Source organism: Limnohabitans sp. T6-5 (assembly GCF_003063315.1).
GTDB lineage: Bacteria > Pseudomonadota > Gammaproteobacteria > Burkholderiales > Burkholderiaceae_C > Limnohabitans_A.
Window position 1 is genome coordinate 158,017 of sequence record NZ_NERV01000001.1, and the last position, 18,336, is coordinate 176,352.

The 18,336-nt window shown below is 60.7% G+C and carries 19 protein-coding genes and 1 tRNA gene; 14 read left to right on the forward strand and 6 right to left on the reverse strand.

Going from position 1 to position 18,336, the window contains the following annotated elements; translation table 11 throughout:
* The first annotated feature begins 31 nt into the window (after positions 1 to 31).
* Positions 32 to 193, forward strand: a complete 162-nt coding sequence (locus B9Z51_RS18330) for a hypothetical protein (RefSeq protein WP_158272794.1) — start codon at positions 32 to 34, stop codon at positions 191 to 193.
* Complete coding sequence (locus tag B9Z51_RS00485) at positions 190 to 1,551, forward strand: lyase family protein (RefSeq protein WP_108370903.1); 1,362 nt, start codon at positions 190 to 192, stop codon at positions 1,549 to 1,551. Before B9Z51_RS18330 ends, B9Z51_RS00485 begins: the two co-directional genes overlap by 4 nt.
* A 141-nt stretch (positions 1,552 to 1,692) precedes the next feature.
* Here B9Z51_RS00485 and B9Z51_RS00490 read toward each other — a convergent pair.
* The 6 genes from B9Z51_RS00490 to cysS form a co-directional block, all read right to left on the reverse strand.
* Positions 1,693 to 1,785, reverse strand: a tRNA-Ser gene (locus B9Z51_RS00490).
* Positions 1,786 to 1,803: 18 nt separating this feature from the next.
* Positions 1,804 to 3,066 (reverse strand): aspartate kinase, encoded by a 1,263-nt coding sequence (locus B9Z51_RS00495; protein ID WP_108370905.1) that lies wholly within the window; start codon positions 3,064 to 3,066, stop codon positions 1,804 to 1,806.
* A gap of 137 nt (positions 3,067 to 3,203) precedes the next feature.
* On the reverse strand, positions 3,204 to 4,148 hold the full coding sequence (gene tilS / locus B9Z51_RS00500) for a tRNA lysidine(34) synthetase TilS (RefSeq protein ID WP_108370907.1): 945 nt from the start codon (positions 4,146 to 4,148) through the stop codon (positions 3,204 to 3,206).
* Positions 4,149 to 4,181: 33 nt separating this feature from the next.
* Complete coding sequence (locus B9Z51_RS00505; protein WP_108370909.1) at positions 4,182 to 5,156, reverse strand: acetyl-CoA carboxylase carboxyltransferase subunit alpha; 975 nt, start codon at positions 5,154 to 5,156, stop codon at positions 4,182 to 4,184.
* A 44-nt stretch (positions 5,157 to 5,200) separates the two neighbouring features.
* Positions 5,201 to 5,863: a DNA-3-methyladenine glycosylase gene (locus tag B9Z51_RS00510; protein ID WP_369958645.1), complete on the reverse strand. Its 663-nt coding sequence runs from the start codon at positions 5,861 to 5,863 to the stop codon at positions 5,201 to 5,203.
* Entirely contained in the window at positions 5,845 to 7,230 is a 1,386-nt protein-coding gene (gene cysS / locus B9Z51_RS00515; RefSeq protein ID WP_108370913.1) for a cysteine--tRNA ligase, read from the reverse strand. The genes B9Z51_RS00510 and cysS overlap by 19 nt, the downstream gene beginning before the upstream one ends.
* 247 nt (positions 7,231 to 7,477) lie before the next feature.
* On the opposite strand from cysS, the gene B9Z51_RS00520 reads away from it, so the two are divergent.
* From B9Z51_RS00520 to B9Z51_RS00575, 12 genes are all read left to right on the forward strand, one after another.
* Positions 7,478 to 7,990: a tetratricopeptide repeat protein gene (locus tag B9Z51_RS00520; RefSeq protein ID WP_108370915.1), complete on the forward strand. Its 513-nt coding sequence runs from the start codon at positions 7,478 to 7,480 to the stop codon at positions 7,988 to 7,990.
* A gap of 32 nt (positions 7,991 to 8,022) precedes the next feature.
* A complete protein-coding gene (locus B9Z51_RS00525) occupies positions 8,023 to 8,706 on the forward strand; it encodes a peptidylprolyl isomerase (protein ID WP_108370917.1) in 684 nt (227 codons plus the stop codon).
* Positions 8,707 to 8,710: 4 nt separating this feature from the next.
* A complete protein-coding gene (locus B9Z51_RS00530; RefSeq protein WP_108370919.1) occupies positions 8,711 to 9,217 on the forward strand; it encodes a peptidylprolyl isomerase in 507 nt (168 codons plus the stop codon).
* Between the two features lie 29 nt (positions 9,218 to 9,246).
* The gene (locus B9Z51_RS00535) at positions 9,247 to 10,038 is read left to right on the forward strand and encodes a UDP-2,3-diacylglucosamine diphosphatase (RefSeq protein ID WP_108370921.1); all 792 of its coding nucleotides are present in this window, start codon (positions 9,247 to 9,249) and stop codon (positions 10,036 to 10,038) included.
* A gap of 185 nt (positions 10,039 to 10,223) precedes the next feature.
* Positions 10,224 to 11,015 carry a sulfite exporter TauE/SafE family protein gene (locus B9Z51_RS00540; RefSeq protein ID WP_108370923.1) on the forward strand — a complete coding sequence of 264 codons (792 nt, stop codon included), beginning with the start codon at positions 10,224 to 10,226 and terminating at the stop codon, positions 11,013 to 11,015.
* A gap of 9 nt (positions 11,016 to 11,024) precedes the next feature.
* A complete protein-coding gene (locus tag B9Z51_RS00545) occupies positions 11,025 to 12,827 on the forward strand; it encodes a nitrite/sulfite reductase (RefSeq protein ID WP_108370925.1) in 1,803 nt (600 codons plus the stop codon).
* A gap of 172 nt (positions 12,828 to 12,999) precedes the next feature.
* Positions 13,000 to 13,377, forward strand: a complete 378-nt coding sequence (locus B9Z51_RS00550; RefSeq protein ID WP_108370927.1) for a DUF934 domain-containing protein — start codon at positions 13,000 to 13,002, stop codon at positions 13,375 to 13,377.
* 91 nt (positions 13,378 to 13,468) lie between these two features.
* The gene (locus B9Z51_RS00555) at positions 13,469 to 14,224 is read left to right on the forward strand and encodes a phosphoadenylyl-sulfate reductase (protein ID WP_108370929.1); all 756 of its coding nucleotides are present in this window, start codon (positions 13,469 to 13,471) and stop codon (positions 14,222 to 14,224) included.
* Positions 14,225 to 14,339: 115 nt separating this feature from the next.
* A complete protein-coding gene (gene cysD / locus B9Z51_RS00560) occupies positions 14,340 to 15,269 on the forward strand; it encodes a sulfate adenylyltransferase subunit CysD (RefSeq protein WP_108370931.1) in 930 nt (309 codons plus the stop codon).
* Positions 15,270 to 15,381: 112 nt separating this feature from the next.
* Entirely contained in the window at positions 15,382 to 16,662 is a 1,281-nt protein-coding gene (locus B9Z51_RS00565; RefSeq protein WP_108372570.1) for a sulfate adenylyltransferase subunit 1, read from the forward strand.
* 214 nt (positions 16,663 to 16,876) lie between these two features.
* Positions 16,877 to 17,206, forward strand: a complete 330-nt coding sequence (fdxA, locus tag B9Z51_RS00570; RefSeq protein ID WP_108370933.1) for a ferredoxin FdxA — start codon at positions 16,877 to 16,879, stop codon at positions 17,204 to 17,206.
* 70 nt (positions 17,207 to 17,276) lie between these two features.
* Positions 17,277 to 18,314: an NAD(P)/FAD-dependent oxidoreductase gene (locus B9Z51_RS00575; RefSeq protein ID WP_108370935.1), complete on the forward strand. Its 1,038-nt coding sequence runs from the start codon at positions 17,277 to 17,279 to the stop codon at positions 18,312 to 18,314.
* The last annotated feature ends 22 nt before the right edge of the window (positions 18,315 to 18,336 follow it).

Below are 18,336 nucleotides of genomic sequence, written 5' to 3' on the forward strand. Positions count from 1 at the left end.
CGAGCAAGTCCAGCAATGCGCCAATGGGATCATGCAAACTCAACGTCATGACCCTCAGCCGGTCACTGGAACACTGACACCCGATACCGGACTCCCCGGACAAGCGTCTGTTGGGTGCGATGAGCAGGACTTTGCAGAGCGCCATGACGATCCAGAACAAGCCGAGGAACTGGAGCGCCAGCAAGACGCATGAATGCGACACGGACCGAAACCGACAGCTTTGGATCTTTGGAGATTCCAGCTGATGCGCTGTGGGGCGTGCACACAGCCCGCAGTCTGCACTTTTTCGCCATCGGCACGCAGCGCATGCCCCTGGAAATCATCCACGCCATGGCGCACATCAAGGCAGCGGCGGCAACAGTCAACTGGCAGCTGGGCCTGCTCGATGAGACCAAGGCATTGGCCATTGCTGCGGCCGCACGACGCATTGCCGCTGCAGAGTTTGATGACGCCTTCCCTCTCTCCGTGTGGCAAACCGGATCCGGCACGCAAAGCCATATGAATCTCAATGAAGTCATTGCCACGCTCGCCAAGCAAGCTGGTGTGCTCGTGCATGCCAACGACGACGTCAACCTGGGTCAGTCAAGCAACGATGTATTTCCCACAGCAATGAACATCGCCGCACTGCAGCAAACCCTTGGCAGGCTCTCGCCAGAACTGCATGCACTGTATGAGTCGATACTGGAAAAAGCCATGGCATTCAAGGACCTGGCTAAGGTCGGCCGTACCCATTTGCAGGACGCCACGCCCATCACCCTGGGCCAGGAATTCAGTGGCTATGCAGCGCAACTGGCCCTGTGTCAGGACAGCGTTCACCATGCATTGGAAGCGGTGGCTGGTCTGGCCATCGGCGGCACCGCGGTGGGCACAGGCCTCAATACCCATCCCGAATTTGGCAGCCGAGTGGCCAGCCTGCTGGTCACGCAACTGGACTTACCCCTGCGTCAGTCCAACAACTTGTTTGCCGCCATGGCGGGGCATGAGGCATTGGTGGCTCTGCATGCCAGCTTGCGCATGCTGGCGATCGCATTGAACAAAATCGGCAACGACATCCGCCTCATGGGCAGCGGCCCGCGCGCTGGCCTCGGCGAGTTGCTGCTGCCGCAAAACGAAGCAGGCAGCTCCATCATGCCCGGCAAGGTCAACCCCACGCAGATCGAAGCACTGTGCATGGTCTGTGCACAAGTCATGGGACATGACGTGGCAATCGGAATTGCCGCAAGCCAGGGACAACTTGAGCTGAATGTCTACAAGCCCTTGATTGCCATGAATGTGCTGGACAGCATCCGGCTACTGGGTGATGCCATGCACAGCTTTCGACTGCATTGCCTGGCAGGCCTGAAAGCAAACCTGCCACAACTGGCCCATAACCTGGAGCGGTCACTGATGTTGGTCACGGCACTGAGCCCCCATATTGGCTATGACCGGGCTGCACAAATTGCCAAGCTGGCGCAACAAGAAGGCACCACGCTTCGCGAGGCCGCACTTCAGCTGGGTGCGGTCACGCCCGCACAGTTTGATGAATGGGTCGATCCGCGTGCCATGCTGTAAAGAACCCTTGGCAATAGCCCACACACACCACAGAAGACGTCTTTTTCCTGTGCCAATAACGACCAACAAAGTGATCTAAGCTTTTGTTTTTGTTCACAAACAAAAAACCCCGCTGAACAATGACATTCAGCGGGGTATGTTTGGCGGAAACGGAGGGATTCGAACCCTCGATGAGGCTCTACACCCCATACTCCCTTAGCAGGGGAGCACCTTCGGCCACTCGGTCACGTTTCCAGCAGGATAAATTATAGCTCAAGCTTGGTCCAAATCGAAGGCTTTGTGCAATGCACGCACGGCCAATTCCATGTATTTTTCGTCGATGACCACCGAGGTTTTGATCTCGGATGTGGAAATCATCTGGATGTTGATGCCCTCTTCGCTCAAGCTGCGGAACATCTTGCTGGCCACGCCCACATGGCTGCGCATGCCGATGCCGACGATGGACACTTTGCAGATCTTGGCATCGCCAGAAACTTCTGCGGCACCCAGTGCTGGCAGGACTTTGTCCTTGAGCAGGTCGATGGTCTTGGCGTAGTCGTTGCGGTGCACGGTGAAGCTGAAGTCGGTCTTGCCGTCTTTGCTCAGGTTCTGGATGATCATGTCCACTTCGATGTTGGCATCGGCCACTGCACCCAAAATTTGGTAAGCAATGCCTGGCTTGTCGGGCACGCCCAGCACAGAGATTTTGGCTTCGTCGCGGTTGAAAGCGATGCCGGAAACGACGGCTTGTTCCATTTGTTCGTCTTCCTCAAAAGTGATCAGGGTGCCGGATGCGGCTTCTTCGTTGATGTCGATGTCCCAGGGCGTGAAGCTGGAGAGCACGCGCATGGGCACTTTGTATTTGCCGGCAAATTCGACCGAGCGGATTTGCAAAACCTTGGAGCCCAGCGATGCCATCTCGAGCATCTCTTCAAAGCTCACAGTCTGCAAGCGACGTGCTTCGGGCACGACGCGAGGGTCGGTGGTGTACACGCCATCCACATCGGTGTAGATCAGGCATTCGTCGGCCTTGAGCGCTGCCGCCACGGCCACGGCCGAGGTGTCGGAGCCGCCACGGCCGAGCGTGGTGATGTTGCCCTGCTCGTCCACACCCTGGAAACCGGTGATGATCACGACCTTGCCAGCGTTCAAGTCACCGCGCACGCGCACATCGTCAATCGATTCGATGCGGGCTTTGGTGAAAGCGCTGTTGGTCTTGATGGGCACTTGCCAGCCTGCATAGCTGACCGAAGGCTGGCCTTCGGATTGCAGAGCGATGGCCAGCAAGGCCGAAGAAGCTTGCTCGCCGGTGGAGGCCAGCATGTCGAGTTCGCGGCTGTAGGCATCGCCGGGTTTGGCGGGGGCCAGTTCTTTGGCCAGGCCCAGCAAGCGGTTGGTTTCACCGCTCATGGCGCTGGGAACCACCACGATCTGGTGGCCAGCGCGCGCCCATTTGGCCACGCGCTTGGCGACATTGCGGATGCGCTCGGTCGAGCCCATCGAGGTGCCGCCGTATTTGTGAACGATCAAAGCCATGTGTCGTTTATGAATAGAAGATGAAAGCGGGTGCACGCTTTAAAAGCCAGCACTGCCAACGGTTGAAGTGGAGATGATCCCCGCAAAGCCTGTCGATTGTACCAATCGGGCAAATGGCTTGGACAGGCGTTCAGCCGTCAGGCGGGGTGCCATGCCAAGCTGGCGCCCTCGCGTCGCACAAAGCCCTGCCCCACCTTCAAGTGCAGACGATGCCCCCGGGTGAGGCACGCGGCGACCTGATCGAGCAATTCATTCAATTGCGCTGCGCTGGGCGTGGTGGCGTGGTGATGCAGCAACCAATGGCGCAGCACCAGCGCCTGGCGGGCTCGGCTCAGTTGCTGCAAGGCCAGGATGCGCGGCGGCACTCCTGTGTGCGCCAAGTCCTGCGCGGCCACTTCATTCAAGACCTCTTGGGCTTGCGCGGCATGGGCGGCGCTGCGGGCAAAGGTGTCGCGAAAGGCAGGCAGGGTTTGGGCCAAGGCGGGCAAAATGTGGGCACGAATCCGGTTGCGCGTGTAGCGTTCTTCAACGTTGGTGGGGTCTTCGATCCAGCTTTGTCCTTGCGCTTTGAGCCCTTCTCTCAAGGCAGCGCCAGCCACACCCAATAATGGTCGGTGCCAGGATAAACCCAGACGTTGCCAGTGTGCGGGCATGCTGGCCAAGCCTGGCAAGCCTGCACCACGCGACAAGGCGATCAGCAAAGTCTCGACCTGGTCATCGGCATGTTGGGCCAAGGCAATGTCATGCACCTCTGGCCATTCGGTTTGCACCGCTTCGGCCAAGGCCTGGTAGCGGGCTTTGCGGGCGGCATCTTCGGGGCTTTGGCCTGGGGCATGCCCGGCCTGCACACGGCGCACGGCCAACGGCACGTTCAAGGCTTGACACAGGTCCTGGCAATGGCGCTCAAAGTCATCGGCCTCATCTTGCAAGCCATGGTGGATGTGCACCGCCCTCACCTGCCCCGGCCAACGCTGGGCGCAGGCCAAGAGCAAGGCGGTTGAATCGGCACCGCCACTGAAGGCAACGGCAAAAGGAAGGCCCGGGCTGAAATCAGCCAGGGCCTGTTCGAGGGTTTGAGCCATTGGATCAGCCGATCAGCTCGGCTTGCGCCGGATTTATTTGCCGGCTTTGGTGTCGGTGAATCGACCGTAGCTGTTCAGGCGCTCATAGCGGCGCTCCAGCAGCTCCTTGGGCTTGAGGTCGGACACCTGCCGCCAGGCGTCGCCCAGGGCACGCTTGAGGAAAGACACCATTTGCTCAGGGTCACGGTGGGCGCCGCCCACAGGTTCGTTGACGATCTTGTCCACGAGGTTGAGCGCTTTGAGACGGTGCGCTGTGATGCCCAACGCTTCGGCAGCCATTTCGGCCTTCTCGCTGGTCTTCCACAGGATCGAGGCGCAACCTTCCGGGCTGATCACCGAATAAACCGAGTACTGCAACATCAGCACCTGGTCGGCCACCGAAATGGCCAAGGCACCGCCCGAGCCGCCTTCACCGATGATGGTGGTGATGATGGGCACCTCCAGCTGGGCCATCTCGAAGATGTTGCGGCCAATGGCTTCGGACTGGCCACGCTCTTCGGCGTCGATGCCGGGGTAGGCGCCCGGCGTGTCCACAAAAGTGAACACCGGCAATTTGAATTTTTCGGCCGTCTTCATGAGGCGCAAGGCTTTGCGGTAGCCCTCGGGCTTGCTCATGCCGAAGTTGCGCAAGGCGCGCTCTTTGGTATCACGGCCTTTTTGCTGCCCCAACACCATGCAAGGACTGCCATTGAAGCGGGCCAAGCCGCCCACGATGGACAAATCATCGGCAAAGTGACGGTCGCCATGCATCTCGACAAAGTCGGTGAAGATGCCATTGATGTAGTCCAGCGTGTAGGGACGCTCGGGGTGTCGCGAGATTTTGGTGACCTGCCAAGGGGTCAGGTCGCTGTAGATGTCTTTGGTCAGTTGCTGGCTTTTCTTGCTCAGCTGGTCGATTTCAAGGGTGATGTCCACCGCCGATTCGCTTTGCACGTAGCGCAGCTCTTCGATCTTGGCTTCGAGTTCGGCAACGGGTTGCTCGAAGTCGAGAAATGTTCTTTTGGCCAAGTTTTACTCCTCAGTTAATCATCTCAGGGACAGGTGCCCCAGGTTCAATACGCCACCGGCACGGGGTCCAGCGAGCGCCAAATATACCAAGTTGCCACGGTGCAATAGGGACTCCAGGCCTGCGCGACTTCACGGGCATCGCTGCGGCTGACCGGTTCACCCGAAAAATAGCTCTGGCTGATGCCATTGATCAGGCCCACATCGTCGAGTGGCAGCACATTCGGACGCATCAGGTGAAAGATCAGAAACATCTCGGCCGTCCAGCGGCCAATGCCACGGATGGCTACCAGTTCGTCGATGATGGACTCGTCGTCCATTTCTTGCCAATTTTTGACATGTACCGTGCCCGAGCTGAAGTGCACGGCCAGATCCACCAGGTACTCGACTTTGCGTGCCGACAAACCGGCCGCGCGCATGTCGTCCACCTTGAGCTTGAGCACGCCCGCAGGCGTCAATTGCTTGGACAGGGCAGAAAACCGGTCCCAGACCGACTGCGCGGCCTTGACGGAAATCTGCTGGCCCACGATGGAGCGTGCCAGCGTGACAAAAGCATCGCCACGCGTCTCCAAAATGGCGTTGCCAAACTGGGGAATGAGTTTTTTCATGACCCGGTCTTTTTTGGCCAAGTGGGTACACGCTTGCGCCCAATAGGCGGGCGTGACCGGCGTCACAGCAGTGGCAACAGCACTCACTGTGCGGCCTCCCAGGTGGTGCCGCTTGCGGAATCCTTGAGCACGATGCCCTGCGCCAGCAAGTCATTGCGAATGCGGTCAGCCTCGGCAAAGTTCTTGGCTTTCTTGGCCTCAGCGCGGGCCAGAATTTGGGCTTGAATGGCGGACTCGTCCAGTCCCGCACCGGCCTGCAGATAGGTGGTGGGGTCGGTTTGCAGCAAGCCCATCACCCCCCCCAGCGCTTTGAGCAAGCCGGCACGTTCGGCCGAGCCGCTGCGGTTAACCTCGCTGGCCAGCTCAAACAGCACGGACACCGCTTCGGGCGTGCCAAAGTCTTCGTCCATGGCGGCCTTGAAACGGGCGGCCATCGGCTCGTTCCAGTCGATCTGCACCTGGGCAGGCGGCACAGCCTGCAAGGCGGTGTACAGGCGTTTGAGCGCACCCTTGGCGTCGTTCAAATGCACATCGCTGTAATTGAGTGGACTGCGATAATGGCTGCGCACCACGAAAAAGCGCACGGTTTCGGCGTCAAATTCTTTGAGCACATCGCGGATGGTGAAGAAGTTGCCCAGGCTTTTGGACATCTTTTCGTTGTCCACATTGATGAAGCCGTTGTGCATCCAAAAGCGCGCAAAAGCTTGACCCGTCGCGCCTTCGCTTTGCGCGATTTCGTTTTCATGGTGCGGAAACTGCAAATCTGCGCCGCCGCCGTGGATGTCAAAGGTCTCACCCAACAGCTGGCAGCTCATGGCCGAGCATTCGATGTGCCAGCCTGGACGGCCTGTGCCAAATTCGCTGTCCCACTTGCAATCATCGGGCTCGGTGGGCTTGGCGCTCTTCCACAGCACAAAGTCCAACGGGTCGTGTTTGCCACCTGCTTCGTTGTTGACCGCCACGCGCTCGCCCGCATTCAACTCGTCCAGCGACTTGCCCGACAACTTGCCGTATCCCGGAAATTTGCGCACGGCGTAGTTCACATCGCCATTGCCTGCGCGGTAGGCCAGGCCTTTTTGCTCCAGGGTGTGGATCATGCCCAGCATCTGGGGCACGTAGTCGGTGGCGCGGGGCTCAAATTGGGGGCGCTCAATGCCCAAAGCGTCGGCGTCCTGATGCAGCGCATCAATCATGCGGTCGGTCAGGCTGCGGATGGTTTCGCCATTGTCCAGGGCCCGTTTGATGATCTTGTCGTCGATATCGGTGATGTTGCGCACATAAGTCACCTTCAAGCCGCTGGCCTTGAGCCAGCGCTGCACCACGTCAAACGCGATCATCGAGCGGGCATGGCCCAAATGGCACAGGTCATAAACTGTCATGCCGCAAACGTACATGCGCACATGACCTGGATCGGCAGGCGAAAACTCGGAAACACTGCGGGTCAGTGTGTTGAAAATGCGCAGACTCATGTCAAAACAAGGTTCGGGGTACAAAAACCACCACGGCGGCCAATAGGCCGCTCGGGCAGAAAAACACAGGGAATGGGGCTCAAAAACCGATCTCAAGTGGACGGTGCCGCAGATGGAAGGGCACATCCCGTTGAGGCGCGCGGGGGCATTCAGCCCTCCGCTACAATGACCTTCCAGTATATCCCCGACGGGCGACTTGAGGCCCTTTGCGGCTCACTTTCCCGATCCTGACCCCGACTTCCCCTGCATGCGCCTGATCCCTTCGCTCATCCTGTCCTGTGTCTTGCTCTCGCTGGCAACACTCGCTCGGGCCGACATGTACACCGATGTGAACCGGCTGATTCAGGCGGGCAACTGGCCCCAGGCCCTGGAGCAGGTGCAATTGCGCCTGAAAACGGCCCCCACAGACCCCCAAATGCGCCTGTTGCTCAGCCGGATTCAAGATGGCCAAGGCCAGACCGACGCGGCCCTGGACACGCTGCAAGCCTTGACCCAGAACTTCCCGGAATTGCCCGAACCGCACAACAACTTGGCCGCTTTGCTGGTGCGGCAAAACCGCTACGCCGAAGCCCTGACGGCTTTGGAAGCGGCCATCCAGGCCCGACCGGATTACGCCATCGCGCTCGAAAACCTGGGCGATGTGCATGCGGCGCTGGCACGCGAGGCTTATGCCAAGGCCTTGAAAGCGGGTCCCGCCCAAACACGCGTTCAAAACAAGCATTTGACGCTGGATCAGATGCTCAAAAACACCACGCCTTGAGGGGCGTTCCTACAGCCAGCATCACAAAAACCATGAACCGCATCCAATTTTTGGCCACTTTGGCCTTGGCCGTGCCTTTGACCCTGATGGCCCCTCTGAGCACTCAAGCCGAGACCGGCGGCGTCAGCAAAGTGCGCATCAGCACTTCGGTGGGCGACATCGAAGCCGAGCTTTACGCCGACAAGGCCCCACGCACCGTGGCCAACTTTTTGCAATATGTGAAAGACAAGCACTACGACGGCACCATCTTTCACCGAGTGATCTCCAGCTTCATGGTGCAAGGCGGCGGCTACGACCCCAAATACCAGCAAAAACCCACGCGTGCGCCCATTGAACATGAAGGGCGCAAAGCGCTGGCCGCTGGCCTGAAGAACACCACCGGCACCCTGGCCATGGCCCGCACAGGCGATCCACACTCAGCCTCGTCGCAGTTTTTCATCAATGTGGTGGACAACGCCTTTCTGGACCCCACCCCCATCCCCGATGGCGATCCGGTGGCCAAATTTGAATACCAGGGCCGTGTTTATGAAAACGTAGCCCGCGCCCAGCTGCTGGGCGCGGCCCAGTTGTACGGCTACACCGTTTTTGGCAAAGTCACGTCCGGCATGGACGTGGTCCAAAAAATCCGCAATACGCCCACCGGCGCAGGCGGCCCCTTTCCCTCGGATGTCCCCAAGACAGCCATCCTCATCCAATCCATCACTTTGTTGAAGTAAAACCATGAGCAATCCACAAGTAGAACTGCACATCACCGGCTACGGCGTCATCACCCTCGAACTCGACGCCGAAAAAGCCCCCAAGTCCACAGAAAACTTTCTGTCGTATGTGAACAAAGGCCATTACAACAACACGATTTTTCACCGTGTGATCCCCGGCTTCATGGTCCAAGGCGGCGGTTTCGAGCCCGGCATGAGCCAAAAGCCCACCGATGCTGCCATCGAAAACGAAGCCAACAATGGCTTGAAGAACAACGAGTACACCGTGGCCATGGCCCGCACTTCGGCCCCCCACTCTGCTACCGCACAGTTTTTCATCAATGTGGCCGACAACGGTTTCCTGAACCACACCGCCCCCTCCATGCAAGGCTGGGGCTATGCCGTGTTCGGCAAAGTGGTCAGTGGCACCGAGGTGGTGGACCAGATCAAGGGCGTGAAAACCGGCAACCGTGGCGGCCATGGTGACGTGCCCAAAGAAGATGTGGTCATCGAAAAGGCTGTCGCCCTCTGATCCCAGTCTGACGCTGCCTGCTCACCGCCATGACGCCTGTGCAAGCCTTTGACGCCCCCGTTTTGGGCGAGTTGCAGACCCCTGCGGCCTGGCACACCGTGGACCTGATCTCTGACTTGCACCTGCAAGCCAGCGATCCGGCCACTTTTGAGGCCTGGCAGCACTTCATGGTCAGCACCCCCGCCCAATCGGTGCTGATTTTGGGGGACCTGTTTGAGGTCTGGGTGGGGGACGATGCCGTGCCGCTCGACCCGTTCTTGCAGCGCTGCGGCGAAGTACTTGCAATGGCCTCCCGGCGCATGCATGTGGGCTTCATGCCGGGCAACCGCGATTTTTTGGTGGGGCCTGAATTTTTGTCGGCCTGCGGCGTGCAGGCGCTGACCGACCCGACCGTGCTGTCGCTGGGCAGCCAGCGCATTTTGCTGACCCATGGCGATGCCTTGTGCCTGGAAGACAAGGCTTACCAGGCCTTCAGGTTGCAGGCACGCAACCCGCAATGGCAACAAGCCTTTCTGGCCAAGCCCCTGACAGAGCGCATGGAATTTGCACGCAGTTTGCGGCAGCTGAGCGAATCCCAAAAACACCAAGGCATGAGCTTTGCAGACGCGGATCAGGCCATGAGCCTGGCCTGGTTGGCACATGCCCAAGCAGACAAACTCATCCACGGCCACACCCACCAGCCTGCCGACCATCCTCTGGGGCATGCCCAAAGGCAGGTGCTGAGCGACTGGTCACTGGACCACGCGCCCTTGCGAGCGCAAGTGATGCGATTGAGCCGTGATGGCGCATGCGCTCGCATCAACTTGCTGGCGACCAACTGAATCCTGAGGTTTTCCTCTGCGATGGTCGAGATCTTCGATCCCCCGTATGCATGCATAAGGTCTGGAACAAGCCATCGCAGTTCTGCCCCTATTCAATACCCCGGAACCTCTTTATAAGCACCCAGAATATATGCACAACTAAAAAATCGTTTGTTTAGGCATAAAGACGCCTTAAAGTCGCCCCCATGGTTGATTTGGCTTATGTCTTTGCAGGTTTCTTCGTGGGCACCATCGTGGGCTTGACGGGGGTGGGTGGCGGCTCCTTGATGACGCCGCTGCTGATCTTTTTCTTTGGCGTCAAGCCTTACATGGCGGTCGGCACCGACTTGTTGTTTGCCGCCTTCACCAAGCTGGGCGGTACCGTGAGCTTTGCGCGCCAGCGCATCGTGCCCTGGCGCGTGGTGGGCTTGCTCAGTGCGGGCAGTATTCCGGCTTGCTTGGTGACCTTGGGCTTTTTGCGCTGGGTCGGTCCTGCCGACCCCAAGGTGCAAGCGTTGATGACCACCACCTTGGGCGTGGCGCTGCTGCTGACCGCAGCCGCCATGCTCTATAAGGCCGTGCGCGGCAAACAGGTGCCCCGCCAATTGGCCCAAGAAGACGAAGCCCGCGCCACCACACCCCGTCACTGGAGCCTGCCGCTGCTGTTTGGCGCCCTGATCGGCACGCTGGTCACACTCACCTCGGTGGGCGCAGGCGCCATTGGCGTGACGGTGCTGATGGTGCTGTATCCATTGCTCCCGCTGCCACGCATCGTGGCGGCCGACATTGCTTATGCCGTGCCCTTGACCCTGGTCGCAGGCCTGGGTCATGCATCACTCGGCTCGGTGGACTGGCCTTTGCTGGCCAAGCTGCTGGCGGGCTCGCTGCCCGGCATCTGGCTGGGCTCACGCCTGACCCACCACACACCCGACAGGGTGATCCGCTCCCTGCTTTCCGTCTTGCTGGCCTGGGCTGGCACCAAACTGGTTTTGATCTGAGTTATTCCCATGTACCAATACACCGAATTTGACAAACAGTTCGTGCGCGCCCGCGCCGCACAGCACCGCGACCAGCTCGAGCGCTTTCAGGCAGGCCAACTGTCAGGCGACGAGTTCAAACCCCTGCGCCTGCAAAACGGCTGGTACGTGCAGCGCTACGCGCCCATGCTGCGCGTGGCCGTGCCTTACGGCGAAATCTCGGCCCCTCAGCTCAAAGTGCTGGCCCAAATCGCTCGCGACTACGACACGCCCGACGCCGCCCTGCTGGCCGAAGCCCAGGCCACACAAGACAAAATCGCAGGCTTGGCCCCCAAGCTGACCACCAATTACGGCCACTTCACCACCCGCCAAAACGTGCAGTTCAACTGGATTCCCCTGTCCAAATCGGCCGACGTGATGGACCTTTTGGCCAGCGTGAACCTGCACGGCATCCAGACCAGCGGCAACTGCATCCGCAACACCACCACCGACGAGCTGGCCGGTGTGGCCGTGGACGAAGTGGTCGACCCACGCCCCTACGCCGAGCTGATTCGCCAGTGGAGCACGCTGCACCCCGAGTTCGCGTTTTTGCCCCGCAAATTCAAGATCGCCATCACGGGTGCCCAAGAAGACCGCGCCGCCATTGGCTGGCACGACGTGGGCCTGAAGATGGTCAAGAACGCATCAGGCGAAGTGGGCTTCAAGGTGCTGGTGGGTGGTGGCATGGGCCGCACCCCGGTGGTGGGCTCGCAGATTCGCGAGTTCCTGCCCTGGAACCAGATCATGAATTACCTCGAAGCCGTGATCCGCGTGTACAACCGCTGGGGCCGCCGTGACAACCTGTACAAGGCGCGCATCAAGATTTTGGTCAAAGCCGAAGGCCAGCGCTACTTTGACGAAGTCGAAGCCGAATACCAGGACATTCTGGTCAAGGACGGCGGCCTGCACACCATCCCGCAAGCCGAGTTCGACCGCGTGGCCACCTGCTTTGCCGCGCCCGCGTTGAACCTGCCAAACGATGCGTCGTGGGCCGCCAAGGCCGAAGCCGATGTCAGCATCGAAGCGGCCAAAACGCCCGCCTTTGCCCGCTGGATCGCGCAAAACGTCAAGCCCCACCAAAACCCCGCCTTGCGCGCCGTGAGCCTGTCGTTCAAGCGTGTGGGCCAGGCCCCCGGAGACGCCACCGCCGACCAGCTGGACGCTGCCGCTGCGCTGGTCGCCCAATATTCCGCAGGCGAAGCCCGCGTGACGCACACCCAAAACCTGGTGCTGCCTTGGGTGCGCCTGGACCAGCTACACGCCCTGTGGCTCGAAGCCAAGGCCCTCGGCCTGGCCCAGCCCAACATCGGTTTGCTGACCGACATGATCGCCTGCCCCGGCGGCGACTACTGCGCACTGGCCAATGCCCGCTCGCTGCCCTTGGCCGCCGCCATCACCGAACGCTATCAAGACCTGGACGAGCTGAACGACTTGGGCCACATCGACTTTCACATCAGCGGCTGCATCAACTCTTGTGGCCACCACCACTCGGGCCACATCGGCATTTTGGGCGTGGACAAAGACGGCAAGGAGTGGTACCAGGTCACGCTGGGCGGCTCGGACGGCAAAGAACTGTCAGGCCCCACGGTGGCGGGCAAAGTGGTCGGCCCTTCCTTCTCGTCGTTCGAAGTGCCGGACGTGATCGAGGCGATTTTGGACACCTACAAAGCCCTGCGCACCAGCCAAGGCCACAAGGCCGAAGCCTTCATCGACACCCTGCGCCGCGTCGGCCAAGACCCGTTCAAGGCAGCAGCCAACGCCGCCCGCCACCCCGCCGAGGTAACCACCGCCTGAAACCCATCTGTAGGAGCGACGCCCTCGTCGCGATCAAGCCGCGCAAACCACCCAACATCGCCCCAAGGTCGGGGCTCCTGCAAATTGCACAGCAATCCCCAGGAGTTGCGCCCTCACGGCAATGAATTGCAAATCGCGGCGAGGGCGCCGCTCCTACAAAAGAAATACGACCATGAAAATCATCACCGCCCAAGAACACCAGACCGTTGAATCACCAGCCATCATCACGCTGCCCAACGACGCCGACCCGCGCACACTCGACCTGAGTGGCGTGACACGCATCGACCTGCAGTTCCCCAAATTCACCGATGGCCGCGCTTACAGCCAGGCCTTCTTGCTGCGCCGCCGCCTGGGCTTTGCAGGCGAGTTGCGCGCCACCGGCGACGTGCTGATCGACCAGCTGGTGCAGATGCAGCGCACCGGCTTTGACGTGGCCGTGCTGCGCGAAGGCGTGGACGCTTCGGCGGCGCAACGCCAATTTGAGCGCTTTGCCGGGTTCTACCAAGGCTCGGCGGTGGAGACGCAACCGCACTTTGCCAAAGCCGCCTGACACAAACCCTGCAGGAGCTTGCCTGCAAGCGATGGCGCGCAGACCCCCTCCGGCTTGATCGCCAGCAGGCTGGCTCCTACAACACAAGACCATGACCTCTTCCTTGATTTCTTCCCGCAACGCCCCGACCAAAGCCACAGAGCTGCACGCCAAGGCCAGCCTCGACTTTGCCGCCAAGCTGGCCGAGACTCAGGCGCTGCTGCAACGCGCTACCGCTGAATTTGCGCCAGTGACCCAAGCCTCCAGCCTGGGCGCCGAAGACGTGGTGATCACGCACATGATCAACAGCCTGCATCTGGACATCCCGGTGTTTGTGCTGGAGACCGGCGCGCTGCACACCGAAACCCTGGCCCTGCTGGAGCGCACACAGGCGCATTCGCTTGCCCCGATCAACGTGCTGCGCCCTGTGCAGGTGTCGGTGATCCAGTTCGTGCGCGACAAAGGTCAGGACGCGATTTACAAGACGATGGAGCTGCGCAAGGAATGCTGCGGCATTCGCAAGATGGAGCCGCTGGCCCGCGCCCTGAAAGGCCAACGCGCCTGGATCACCGGTTTGCGTCAGGAGCAATCCACGGCCCGCGCCGAAGTGCCGCTGCAAGACGACAGCGAAGTCGCGTCCAAAGGTCTGTCCAAGTTCAACCCCCTGGCCCAATGGACCTGGGGTGACGTGTGGCATTACATCGCGGAGAACCAGGTGGACTACAACCCGCTGCACGACCAGTTCTTCCCCAGCATCGGCTGCGCCCCTTGCACCCGCGCCATCAGCCTGGGCGAGGAGTTCCGCGCAGGCCGCTGGTGGTGGGAGGACGAAGCCGCCAAGGAATGTGGCCTGCACGTCAAAAATTAAACGCTGAGATTCCTGTATCTGTAGGAGCGACGCCCCCGTCGCGAAAGCTGCCCAGCAGGGTCACAAAAACCATCGCGACGAGGGCGTCGCTCCCACATCGAACCTGAGACCGCATATGAACGCCATGACACAAACCGAACTGCACACCCTGAGCAACGCACACCTGGACGCGCTGGAAGAAGAAACCATCTTCATCCTGCGCGAAGTCGCCGCCGCTTTCGAGCGCCCCACCCTGCTGTTTTCGGGCGGCAAAGACTCGCTGGTCATGCTCAAGTGCGCCGAAAAAGCCTTCGGCGCGGGCCGCATCCCCTACCCGCTGCTGATGATCGACACCGGGCACAACTTCAAGGAAGTGACCGACTTCCGCGATTCACGCGCCCAAGAGTTGGGCGCTGAGCTGATCGTGCGCAGCGTTGAAGATTCGATGAAGCGCGGCACCGTGCGCCTGGCCCACCCGGGCGAGAGCCGCAACGTGCACCAGTCGGTCACGCTGCTCGAAGCGATTGAAGAGTTCCGCTTTGACGCGCTGATCGGCGGCGCCCGCCGCGACGAAGAAAAGGCCCGCGCCAAAGAACGCATCTTTTCGCACCGCGACAGCTTTGGCCAGTGGCAGCCCAAGGCCCAGCGCCCCGAGCTGTGGACGCTGTTCAACCACAAGCTGCAACCGGGCGAGCACTTTCGCGTGTTCCCGATCAGCAACTGGACCGAGCTGGACGTGTGGCAATACATCGCCCGAGAAAACATCGCGCTGCCGTCGATCTACTACACCCACAAGCGCGAGGTGGTGGACCGCCGCGGTCTGCTGGTGCCGGTGACCGAGCTGACACCGCCCAAAGACGGCGAAGAAGTGGTGGTGCGCGACGTGCGTTTTCGCACCGTGGGCGACATCACCTGCACCTGCCCGGTGGAGAGCACCGCGGCCACGCCCGAGCAAATCGTGATCGAGACGCTGGCTGCCGATGTGAGCGAGCGCGGCGCGACCCGCATGGACGACAAAACGTCCGAGGCTTCGATGGAGAAGCGCAAAAAAGACGGCTATTTCTAAAGCCGCGAATGCACCCTGCGAGAAGCCGCCCCGGCGGGCCGGATCAGAGGTGATGGCCAACCAAATTCGCGCGCAGGGCTCGCGCCTACAGAACACCGAAACAAGACGAATCATGCACAACGACAAACACTTTTCTGCCCTGAAATTCATCACCTGCGGCTCAGTCGACGACGGCAAGAGCACGCTGATTGGCCGCCTGCTGGTCGACACCAAGGCCGTGCTGCAAGACCACCTGGCGGGCGTGCAGCGCTCGGGTGAAACCGATCTGGCCCTGCTGACCGACGGCCTGAGCGCCGAGCGTGAGCAAGGCATCACCATCGACGTGGCTTACCGCTACTTCAACACCGAAGCGCGCAAGTTCATCATTGGCGACGCACCCGGCCACGAGCAGTACACCCGCAACATGGTCACCGCCGCATCCAGCGCCGACGCCGCCGTGGTGCTGGTCGACGCCATCAAACTCGACTGGGGCAACCCCGACTTGCAACTGCTGCCCCAGACCCGCCGCCACTCGCTGCTGGTGAATATGTTGCGCGTGCCGTCCATCGTGTTTGCCATCAACAAACTCGACGCCGTGGCCGATGCCTCCGTCGCGTACAAAAACATCGCAGGCGCTTTAAATAAGTTCGCCCAAGAAGCGGGCATCCAAGTGACCGCCATGGTGCCCGTGTCAGCCCTCAAGGGCTGGAACGTGGTGACCACCGAAAACAACGACCAAGCCGACTGGTGCGGCTACTCCGGCCCCAGCCTTTTGAGCATCCTCGAAGACCTGCCGGTCACCCCGGCTGAGACCGATGTGGCGTTCAGCTTCCCCGTGCAGTGGGTCGAAAAGTTCCACGACTCCGGCGTGACCACCCAGGGCCGCCGCGTGTTCTGGGGCCGCGTGGCCACGGGCAGCATCGAGCCGGGCCAGACCGTCAAGGTCTTCCCCAGCGGCCAGACCGCCGTGGTCTCGCAAGTGCTGTCGGCCACCCGCCAGCCCCAAAGCAAGGCCGCAGGCCACAGCGCAGGCATCGTGCTCGACCGCGAGGTGGACGTGTCGCGTGGCGACTGGCTGCTGGCAGCCGAAGGCGCACCTGAAGGCCAGCGCCAGCTGAGCACCACCGTGGCCTGGATGGACGACGAACCCCTGGTCGCCGGTCGCCTGTACTGGGCGCTGCACGGCCACCGCTGGGTCAAAGTGAAGGTGCAGCGCGTGGTGCACCGCCTGAACGTGAACACCTTGGCCGAAGAGGAAGCCACCGAGCTGGCCCCCAACGCCATCGGCCACGTCACCCTGGCCCTGCAGGAGCCTTTGGCTACCCTGCCCTTTACCCAGTCGCGCATCTTGGGCGCGCTGGTGCTGGTGGACACGGCCAGCCACAAAACGTCCGGGGCTGTATTGGTCAATTGACGATCCTTGTCGGGGCTGAAACCGCCGACCTGCCGGATGCTGGGTAGGTCAGTGGCTTGAGCCCCGACAAATTCACCCGCACGGGTAGATGTCGTTGATTCACCTTCAACCCCTTGCCCAGCAGGGGCTGGCTCACAAGTTGCACAACGATCTCCTTTAAAATCCACGGTTTGGCGCTGATCTGACAGCGCAGCCCTCATTTTTCGAGTCCATCATGACCCACGTTGTTTCCGAATCCTGTATCCAGTGCAAATACACCGACTGTGTGGACGTTTGCCCTGTGGATTGCTTCCGCGAAGGCCCCAACTTCCTGACCATCGACCCCGATGAATGCATCGACTGCGCCGTGTGCATCCCCGAGTGCCCCGTCAACGCCATCTATGCCGAAGAAGACCTGCCGGCCGACCAGCAGCACATGACCAAAATCAACGCCGAGCTGGCCTTGTTGCCCACTTGGAAGAGCATCACCAAGCGTAAGGCAGCCTTGCCTACGGCCGACGAGTGGAAAGACAAAAGCGGTAAGTTGTCCGAACTGATTCGCTAAAAGCTTTGAGCTTTTGTACAGTGGCCGAATTCATTCGGCCATTTTTTCTAAAGCCCCCGAAACACACCTCATGACCATCCCCATCGACACTGAAGCGCTGGTCATTGGCGCAGGCCCAGTAGGCCTGTTTCAAGTGTTCCAGCTCGGGTTGCAAGGCATCCACTGCCACGTCATTGATGCCCTGCCCCATGTGGGCGGCCAGTGCGCCGAGCTGTACGCGGGCAAACCGATTTACGACATCCCCGGCATCCCGTATTGCACCGGCATTGAACTCGTCGAGCGCCTGCAGCAACAAACCGCGCCGTTCAAGCCCACCCTGCACCTGGGCCATCAAGTCTGCACCATTGACCGCTTGCCAAATGAGCACCTGCGGGTGCAGACCACATCGGGCAGCATATTCCACACACAGACCCTTTTTATCGCCGCTGGCGTCGGCGCTTTTGTGGCACGTCGCCTGGTGCTCGAGGGGCTGAGCGCCTTTGAAGGCAGCCAGGTCTTTGCCGAGCACCCAGATCCGGAACATTGGGCTGGCCAGCACCTGGTGGTGGCCGGTGACGGCGATACGGCCTTGCAGACCTGTCTGGCCGCCATCCATGGCCCGCAAGCCGCCGCCAGCGTGAGCTTGTTACACCGGCGTGACCAATTCACCGCATCGCCTGAACTGATCAAGCAAATGCGCGAAGCTTGCGCGGCAAGCCGCATGCGCTTTGTGGCAGGTCAGCCCACCGGCTTGCGCGTAGAAGCTGGCCGCTTGGAGGCACTGGAGCTGCTCAACCCGCAAGGCGACACCGAGTGGCTGAGCCTGGATGTGCTGCAAACCTGCCTGGGCCTGTCGCCCAAGCTGGGCCCCTTGGCCCAATGGGGCCTGGCCATGGAACGCAAGCAGCTGTTGGTCAACACCGAAAACTTTGGCACCTCGGAAGCTGGCATTTTTGCGGTGGGTGACATCAACACCTACCCCGGCAAAAAGAAGTTGATTTTGTGTGGCTTCCACGAAGCCACCTTGGCCGCTTTTGGTGCCGTGGTCCTGCTGCGCCCCGAAGAAAAGACCCTGCTGCAGTACACAACAACGTCCACGTTGCTGCACCAGCGGCTGGGCATCGCCTAAAATCCCTTTCGCACCGCAAGCC